Genomic DNA, 9,033 nt, shown 5'->3' on the forward strand with positions numbered 1-9,033 from the left:
CTCTTAATCTATTTGTCCAGGGTTCGAGTCCCTGAAGGCGCACTTAAAGGTCTGACTTTGCAGATACATAAAGCTGCGGGGTTGGACTTTTCTTTTTCTTCATCTACACCTACACCATATTATGAGAACCGCTTCGCGAGCCTCATAATCGGATCCACGGCGCACAAAACGCGCCTTTTATCAGAACCCGCTTTGCGGCTTCTGATAACCTATATTTTTTTCTGCAAGGAGGATTCTCTATGAACATACTTCACAGATTTGCCGGCATCCTCGCTGCGCTCTGCCTGATGGTCATCCTTTTCATCACCTCTGTGGAGGCGGTAGTCTACTGGACGCCTGGATATTTTGAAAAAGAATACACAAAATACCATGTTCTCGACAGTCTTCCTCCCATGACAATGGAAGACCTGCTCCATGTCACAGATGAAATGATGGACTACCTGAAGGGAAAACGGGAGGACCTCCACGTGGAGACTACCATGGGCGGGGAAACGCGGGAATTTTTTAATGAGCGGGAGATTTCCCATATGGAGGATGTGCAGGTGCTCTTTGTAAAGGCCATCGCCCTGCGCCGTGCCTGTCTCCTTCTCGTCCTTGTCCTTCTCCTTTTACTCTGGCGTGGAAAGGCGCCCTTAAAACGCCTGCTGCCCCAGTCCATATGTATTGGTACAGGGATGTTTTTCGGCCTTGTGGCTTTGCTGGCCTTGATCATCTCCACGAATTTTACAAAGTATTTTATCATATTCCACCATATTTTCTTTGACAACGATCTGTGGATACTGGATCCTTCTACGGATATGCTGATCAACATTGTTCCTGAAGGATTTTTTATGGACACCGCTGGCCGCATTGCCCTGACCTTCTGCATCCTATGCCTGCTGCTCATAGGCGCCAGCCTGTTCCTTCTTATTAAAAACCGCCGGAAAGGGCGTTAGGATCGGAGGCTGATCGAATGAAGCGACTTTTTTTTCTGCTGTATTGCTGCCTGTTTCCTTTTCTCATGCCTCTCACTGCCCTTGCCGCCCCGGAGTGGCCATCTAATGTGTCCATCGAGGCCGACGGCGGTATTTTGATGGATGCTGACACAGGAACTGTCCTGTACGGGAAAAATATGGATCAGAGCTACTATCCTGCCAGCATCACAAAGATCCTCACAGCACTGATCGTCCTGGAGAACTGCAGTCTGGATGAGATGGTTGAGTTCTCTCATGACGATGTGTACAACGTGGAAGCCGGGAGCAGCAGCGCCGGTATTGACGAGGGAGACATCCTGACCGTCCGGGACTGCCTCTACGCCCTTATGCTGGCCTCTGCCAACGAAAGTGCCAATGCCCTGGCCTGCCATGTCAGCGGCTCCAGAGAGGCCTTTGCAGAGCTTATGAACCAAAAGGCTGCAAGCCTGGGCTGCACCGGCAGCCATTTTGCCAATCCCAGCGGCTTAAATGACGAGAACCACTACACCACTGCCCATGACATGGCATTGATCACCAGGGAAGCGATCAAAAATCCGGCATTCCTGGAGATCAACAATACCCGCAGCTATCAGCTTGCTCCCACAAAGCGCAGCCCGGAGGGCGGCTATGTGGCCAACCACCACCGGATGCTTAATAAAAATGAAGCCGTCTACTACCCAGGGGCCTTTGCAGGAAAAACAGGCTATACCTCCCTGGCAGGAAACACCCTTGTCACCTGCGCTCAGAAAAACGGAATGACACTGATCGCTGTGGTGCTCAACGGACACCAGTCCCATTATACGGACACAAAGGCGCTGTTTGACTTTGGCTTTGGCAATTTCCAGTCCCTTAAGGCTGCTGACTTCGAAACAGCCTACCGCTCAATTGAAAATGATATGACCATCGGCGGTATGATGGCCCAAGACAGTATTTCCCTTAAGCTGGACAGTGAAGGCCGTATTACCATCCCGAAGGATGCGGACTTTACGGATACTGCCTCCTCCCTGTCCTATGATCTGGATGGCAGCGAACCTCAGGATGCTGTTGCTGTCATCCGCTATACCTACGAGGGACGCCCGGTAGGAACTGTGTATCTGCGCTGTCCCAGCCTGAGCGCTCTGCCGGAAACAGCTATCTCTGTTCCTTTCGCGGAGGCTTCCGATAGCGTTGCGGCGGAGAATCCCCCAGAGGAGGAAGCCGCGGGATCCCTGCCAGACTCTTCCGGGCAGCAGGAGGCTGAGCCGTCCGCAGCCCTTATGAGCTCTGACGGATCCTCTGCCCCGGAGGCCAGAGAAAGCCGAAGGGATATCATTTCCAGGGAGGGGACTGCAACAGGGATACGCATACCGGCCAACCTTCTGACCATTATGGGGATCGGGCTTTCCCTGGCTCTGATCATTGCAGTTATCATCATAGTCCGCATCCATGTCAGGAAAAAGGAGGAGGCTGACCTTCTGGCCCGCCGTCAAAGAAGGCTGGAAAGGCTGGAGGATATCGGATTTTCCTCCTCTGACTTTGACCGCCTGGTAGCCAAGCGCCGCAGCTCCTCTGCCGCATCCCTCAGCTCCCGCCGCCGGGGCAGGAAAAGGAACGGGAAAAACTCTCTTTTCCGTTGAACTTCCCTTCCCCATAGGTTATAATAGCCGTATCTGCACAACTGTTATTGTGACCACAGCAGGGGAGTATCCATGAACGATATGCCAAAAGAATCCTTTCATATAAAAGCTGCTGTCCAAAATTTGGTTAGGAATCTCCCTATTACCATTGCATTTATGGCAGCAGCTTCTGTTGTATCCACATTATTTTTCCATTTCAGCAACAATGTTACCAACATTTCCATTATATTTATCCTTGCCATTATTCTGATCGCCCGTGCGACCAGATGCTATGGAGCCGGCATTTTAGCCTCCCTATACAGCGTTTTCTGGGTAAATTTTGCATATACCTATCCGTTTATGTCCTTAAACTTTACCTTGTCCGGCTATCCCCTGACCTTTGCAGGAATGGCCTTCATATCCTCCTTTTCCAGCAGCATCTGTATCATGCTCACAAAGCAGAGTGCACAGCTTCAGGAAAAGGACCGTATGCTGATGAATGCGGAAAAAGAAACCATGCGTGCCAATCTGCTGCGTGCCATGTCACATGACCTGCGCACGCCTCTCACCACCATCATTGGCTCCAGTGCCACCTATCTGGAGCAGGAAAACACCATGACAGCCGTGGAAAAGCATAATCTGGTGCAGCATATTGAGGAGGATGCCCAATGGCTCCTCACCATGGTAGAGAATCTGCTCACTGTCACCCGCATCCAGGCTGACCGCGGCACTACCTCCGTGACCAAGACGGAGGAGCCTCTGGAGGAAGTGATATCCGAGGCAGTCCAGCGGTTCAGGAAGCGTTTTCCGGAGGTAAGAGTCCATATTCTTATCCCGGATGCCTTTATCATGGTGCCAATGGATGCCATACTGATCGAGCAGGTCATCAACAACCTGATGGAGAATGCTATGTTCCACTCCGGCAACCAAGGAGATATCGACCTGATCGCGGAGACAAAGGAGGACTATCTCACTGTCACCATCAAGGACTATGGAAAAGGGATCGAGCCAAAGATCCTCAGTACCCTTTTTGACGGAGGCGGCGTATATACCAACCAATCCGGTGACGGACACAAGGGAATGGGCATTGGCCTTACCCTGTGCAAAACGATCATCAATGCCCATGGCGGCACTATCAGCGCTTCCAATCATGAAAACGGCGCAATGTTCACTTTTACATTACCAGACTGGAGGGAATACTAACTATGACAACAAAAGCAAATATCATTATTATTGAAGATGAGAAAAATATCTGCAGCTTTATTGAGCGCATTCTGGAGCCTCAGGGCTACCGGATCAGCAGTGCATATACCGGAAAAGAAGGCCTGCAGCTCATTACCTCTGCGCACCCTGATGTGATCCTTCTGGATCTGGGCCTTCCCGATATTGACGGGCTGGAGATCATTGAGCGCGTCAGGAGCTGGAGCAATGTTCCCATCATTGTCATTTCTGCCAGGACCATGGAGAAGAGCAAGGTGACCGCTCTGGATCTGGGCGCAGACGATTACCTCACAAAGCCCTTTGGAACAGCAGAGCTCATGGCCCGTATCCGCACCGCCCTGCGCCACAGCCAGAACAGGGCTTCCACTCAGAGCTCCAAATATGAAGTTGGGGATCTGCTCATCGATTTTGAGCGCCGTCTGGTAAAAATGAAGGATCAGGAAATACACCTGACCCAGATCGAATACAAGCTGGTGTCCCTCCTTGCTCAGAATGCAGGAAAGGTTATGACCTATGAGTCCATCATCACAAAAATATGGGGCCCCTACGCTGACAGCGATAATCAGATCCTGCGCGTGAACATGGCGCATATCCGCAGAAAGCTGGAGGAAAACCCCGCTGAGCCCAAATACATATTTACGGAGATCGGTGTGGGATACCGGATGAGGGAGGATTGATCCCAGCATACAGGCCTGTACCTTGATGACAAAAACGCCCTGGAAACAGCCGCATATCTGCTGCATTCCAGGGCGTTATCATGTCACTGCCCGTTCTTTAAAGAATGTCCTCTTCCGCTCCTCTTTCTGCGGACATCCTCTTTTCTCTGATCCAAGAGTTCAATATCCTCCTCAGAAGCCGCTTTTATGATCTTGACTGCATACTGCCTGTCCTGCTCTGACTTCTTTACCCTGATCTTTCCTCTCATATACCCATGCTCCGGACAGAGGGCAAGACAGAGATAAAACCGCTGACCATAAGGGAACCAGCGTATCTTCTTGCGCAGCATCCTCCTGCACTTTATGCACACCATATCAGTCAGGTTCTTCTCCTTCATGATATCTTCCCTGTTCTCAAATTCCCTGGAAACATATTTCGAATAATCAGGAAACTGAAGGGAAAATTCCTCTTCCCTGCACCGTGGAAGCAGATAGTAATCCACAGACACATAGCTTCCGAACTGCTCCATATCCAGTACAGCAAGCACCTTCCCCGTATAGAAAGCATCATCAAGGGCTCTGTGAAACGGCCTGTCCTCCAAAAGCCCCTGCTCCTGCACTGCCTGATCTAAGGACAGCTTGTTCCTGCCATTTCCATACTGGAGCCAGTAAAGCTTCTGCACATCATAGTAGAGAAAAGGTCTGGGAAATGGATTCTCCACCTCATGGTACGCCATATTCCTCTGAAGCTCTGTAAGGTCCATAGACCCCCATGTACAAAACCTGTACTCCTCTTCCCCGCACCACGCAAGAAATTCCTCCATCACATCGTAAAAAGGCCTTCCCTCGCTCTTTAACTCCTCCATGTCCATATGGGTCACTTCTAATATTTTAAAATGCATCTTCCTGTAGACCTGAGGCCTCACCAGCCTGTGAAACTCCCCCAGATACCTCATATCCCCATCCAGCTTTACCGCCCCGATCTCTATGATCTCAAAAGGCAGATGCTCCACCGAATCCTCTTTCCCGCTTGGGCTCTGATTCCACTCAAGATCCAAAACAATGTAATTCATAGCCTTATCCTGTCACATTCATATCTAACATTTTTTACTTGTATATCTTATCATATTGGATGTGATATGGAAAGGGGCATATAAATAATTAAAATTGCTCCATTATTGATTTAGGCAGATGGATTCTTCCCCCTGTATTTGCAGTATATTTTTCTGAAATACTCGTAATTAGGATATCCTACCATCTCTGCCACCTGATATAGTTTAAATTTTCCTCCCGCGATCAGGGCATCTGCCTGTTCCAGACGGATGGTTGTCTGATATTCTTTAATTCCAACTCCTATATTCTTTTTAAATAAAGTTCCTAAATAATTTGGCGAAATATAAAATTTCTCAGCAAGCTCATTTAATGTAATATCATTGGCATAATTTTTACTGATGTATTTAGCTACCTCCTGGCAGAGATGGACATTTTTACTTTTTCCCTCCTTATCTGTCAATAATTCTGCTTTTACAAATGTAAGTATCCTCTCCTTTACGGGCTCATATCCATAATCCTCCAATACCTCGTACAATGCTTTCACTAATTGCTGCGGCATCCCATTTTGAAGTATAAAAATACTGAGACCATATATAAGGCGTTCGATCAGGCGCCTTCTATACTGCTCTTCCTCCCTGTCAATCCTCAGCATTAAGTTTTTTAGACTCCATAAAATTATCTGTGAATCTTTATCCTCAATGGCTGCCTTTAATGCAGTATCATTACCAATAGTAAGGTAAAGCTTCTGGACCTCAAAGGGCATTTCCAAATGAAACAGGCTTTCCAGTGACTCTTGATATGCATCCCATATCTTAGAAAAGTCCTGATAAATCTCACTCCGTCCCAAACACAGCTGCCGTCCTGTATCCTTTTTTACATTTTTCGTCCATTGTTCCAGCAGGTATTCCATTTTTTCTTCTCCGTACTCTGTAAATACAAAGGAGTAAGAAAAATGGCTCCGTATCAAACAGATCTCCTCCTGGTTTTTTTCTCTTATTTTCATGGCGGTTTCCTTCAGATACTGTAAAGCTCTTACATCCTCTATGTTAGGCTGAAGCTGCTCTACTGTGCCTTCAAGGGCAATGGAAATTACCTCAAACCGTTTTCCGCGTTCACTCTCCACCAGTTCTGAATAGAGGAGCATCATACGGTGATATAGCATTTTATTGCCATCAGTAATACTATTAAAAACTGCATTCTTAAAGACATTAATCCCTGTCTGCACTAACTCAGCAGCTGCTCTCTTCTCATCCTCCCGTTTTTTCCTCTCGTCAAGCCTGACTTTTATCTTTTCAAATATCTCCACAATCTGTTCTGGCGCCGAGGGCTTCAACACATAATCCACCGCACCCAGGCGAATAGATGCACGGGCCAGTTTAAAATCATCATAACCACTTAAAAATGCTACCTCAATATTTCCCAGCCCAGCTTCTCTCAATTCCCTCACCATGGAAATACCATCCATAATAGGCATCTTTATATCTGTGAGGATTGCATCTGGAGGATTTTTTAAAATAGCTTCCTTTGCCTCTCTTCCATTGCTGTAAGCTCCTACAATCTGAAAACCAACGCTTTCCCAGTCAATAGCATTTTGCATTCCCGATAAAATCCAATCCTCATCGTCCACCAAAACCAATCGATACAGCATGTAACTTCCTCCGCTTTATTCTATTGTTCGGATATCTGTTCTGTTATTCTCACTTCGACAGTTGTCCCCAACTGCGGCGTTGACCGAATAGTTACGCCACATCCATCCCCATAATAAAGTGAAATTCTTTTCATTACATTTTTTATCCCATGTCCTGTCTCTGATCTTATGTCAGACAGATTTTTTACCATCTCCTCTGACATACCGCAACCATCATCTGTAAGGCAAAAACAGATATAACTATTCTCTCTGTAAACACGCAGCCATATTCTTCCTGATCCTCCTCTGGCATCAAATCCGTGAAGGATGGAATTTTCCACAATAGGCTGGAGGAGCAGTTTTATCATCTTACATTTAAGGATTGTCTCATCTATGTCGCTGGAAAATGTGATCTTTCCCCGGCATCTGATGTTTTGTATCTCCAGATAACATTTTAAATGGTTCAACTCATCTCCCACAAAATAGACATTTTTACCTTTATTCAAGCTAAGGCGCAGGAATGTTCCTAAAAGCACCACCATACGGCTGATTTCCTTCTGTTTCAAGCTTAACGCCATCCAGTTTACAGCCTCTAACGTATTATACAGAAAGTGTGGATTGATCTGTGCCTGCAAGATTTCCAGCTCCTTCTTCTGTTTTTCCTGCTCCTGCTGCAAAAGACTAGTGATCAAGGCATCAATTTTTTCTGCCATATGATTAAACTCTACTCCCAGTACATCAATCTCGTGGATAACACTGGAAAAACGGATCTTGTAATTCCAGTTATCTCCTTTATAGTTATTTACCTCTTTAGCCAGCAACATTAAGGGCTTGGATAATAAGTATGCCAAGCTGCCGTTAAAAAGGCTAAAACAGATCAAAAGACCTAAGGAGGAAAGAAGCACAAGTCTCTGGACACTCTTGATCGGAGCAATCGCCTGGGCATAGTCAGTGACTACCATCACTTCAATGTTCTCTCCATCAAGCTGTTTTTTCGTAAAGATTCTGCCCTTTTCTTTTCCTGTCTTTTCATTTCTCTCATCCAATATATCTCTATAAACAGCGTACTCTGTGTTCTTTAAATTTTTCCCCAAAACACTTCGGTCAGTGCTGCTCATAATATTCCCATAACTGTCGAAAATAAGGATTTCTGCCCCTCCATCCTCTACATAGGACATGATCTGCTGATAAAGTAGCTGTTCATCCAGATTGATCACCAGATGGCCTATAGCTTCTCCATAATATAAATCGGAATAGATGCGCAAAACATAAGAGAAAATATAATTCGTATAACTTTCTATCCGAAGATTATTCGCCCTTGTAGGTATCCATCCCGCTGATATTTCACGTATTCTGTCATCATTGCCATCTACGGTATAATTTTCATAATCATAAACTCCATTTATCTTTGTAGTGCGAAGCTTGGGATTATCCATCAAGATATTTACTGAAACGATATCGCGCGAGGTATAGGCAAAGGAGGACAGATTCTGGCTCATATTGTTCTGGAATACCATCTGCTCATAAGAATTCTCATTTTTCCTATAATGTATGATACTGTTGATTATCGTATGGCTGTTGGCAACGGAACGGGCCAGCTGCTCAATGGATCTCATAGATTCTTCCAGAGTATCGCCGATATAAACCAGTATTTGATGCTGTTTTTCCTCAAATTCCTGCTCCAGCACCTTCTGATAACTTCTCTGGCTTAAAATTATATTAAATCCAAAGAAAATAACCATAATAGAGCAATTACTTATGATCAGCAGTTTTCTTATGGAAATTTTAAATCCCTTGCGTCCCATCCTGTCCTCCTGCTGTATATCTAAAATATGTCATGAATAATATTACCACAATAGGCTTCTATTGTGGCCAGACTGTAGACAAAGTTGGTGCTAGTTGATTACGCCCAGCACCACTTTTCTTTT

At 46.1% G+C, this 9,033-nt stretch carries 7 protein-coding genes; 4 read left to right on the forward strand and 3 right to left on the reverse strand.

The features are described from left to right. Window positions 1–239 precede the first annotated feature (239 nt). The 4 genes from LIZ87_RS21540 (at window position 240) to LIZ87_RS21555 (ending at window position 4,446) form a co-directional block, all read left to right on the forward strand. A complete protein-coding gene (locus LIZ87_RS21540; RefSeq protein WP_227149172.1) occupies window positions 240–935 on the forward strand; it encodes a TIGR01906 family membrane protein in 696 nt (231 codons plus the stop codon). A 17-nt stretch (window positions 936–952) separates the two neighbouring features. Continuing rightward, a complete protein-coding gene (locus LIZ87_RS21545) occupies window positions 953–2,569 on the forward strand; it encodes a D-alanyl-D-alanine carboxypeptidase family protein (protein ID WP_227149173.1) in 1,617 nt (538 codons plus the stop codon). Window positions 2,570–2,641: 72 nt separating this feature from the next. Beyond that, window positions 2,642–3,751, forward strand: coding sequence for a sensor histidine kinase (locus tag LIZ87_RS21550; RefSeq protein WP_178315843.1), 1,110 nt, complete (start codon window positions 2,642–2,644; stop codon window positions 3,749–3,751). Window positions 3,752–3,753: 2 nt separating this feature from the next. Next, complete coding sequence (locus LIZ87_RS21555) at window positions 3,754–4,446, forward strand: response regulator (RefSeq protein WP_178315842.1); 693 nt, start codon at window positions 3,754–3,756, stop codon at window positions 4,444–4,446. Window positions 4,447–4,529: 83 nt separating this feature from the next. Here the strand turns inward: LIZ87_RS21555 and LIZ87_RS21560 are convergent, their stop codons facing one another. The 3 genes from LIZ87_RS21560 to LIZ87_RS21570 all read right to left on the reverse strand — a co-directional run bounded on the left by LIZ87_RS21560 (window position 4,530) and on the right by LIZ87_RS21570 (window position 8,910). After that, window positions 4,530–5,498 carry a 3'-5' exonuclease gene (locus LIZ87_RS21560; RefSeq protein ID WP_227149174.1) on the reverse strand — a complete coding sequence of 323 codons (969 nt, stop codon included), beginning with the start codon at window positions 5,496–5,498 and terminating at the stop codon, window positions 4,530–4,532. A 110-nt stretch (window positions 5,499–5,608) separates the two neighbouring features. Beyond that, window positions 5,609–7,105, reverse strand: coding sequence for a response regulator (locus LIZ87_RS21565; protein ID WP_319638606.1), 1,497 nt, complete (start codon window positions 7,103–7,105; stop codon window positions 5,609–5,611). A 41-nt stretch (window positions 7,106–7,146) separates the two neighbouring features. After that, window positions 7,147–8,910 carry a sensor histidine kinase gene (locus tag LIZ87_RS21570; RefSeq protein WP_178315839.1) on the reverse strand — a complete coding sequence of 588 codons (1,764 nt, stop codon included), beginning with the start codon at window positions 8,908–8,910 and terminating at the stop codon, window positions 7,147–7,149. Window positions 8,911–9,033: the final 123 nt, after the last annotated feature.

Source organism: Lacrimispora sp. 210928-DFI.3.58 (assembly GCF_020554865.1).
Taxonomy (GTDB): Bacteria; Bacillota; Clostridia; order Lachnospirales; family Lachnospiraceae; genus Enterocloster.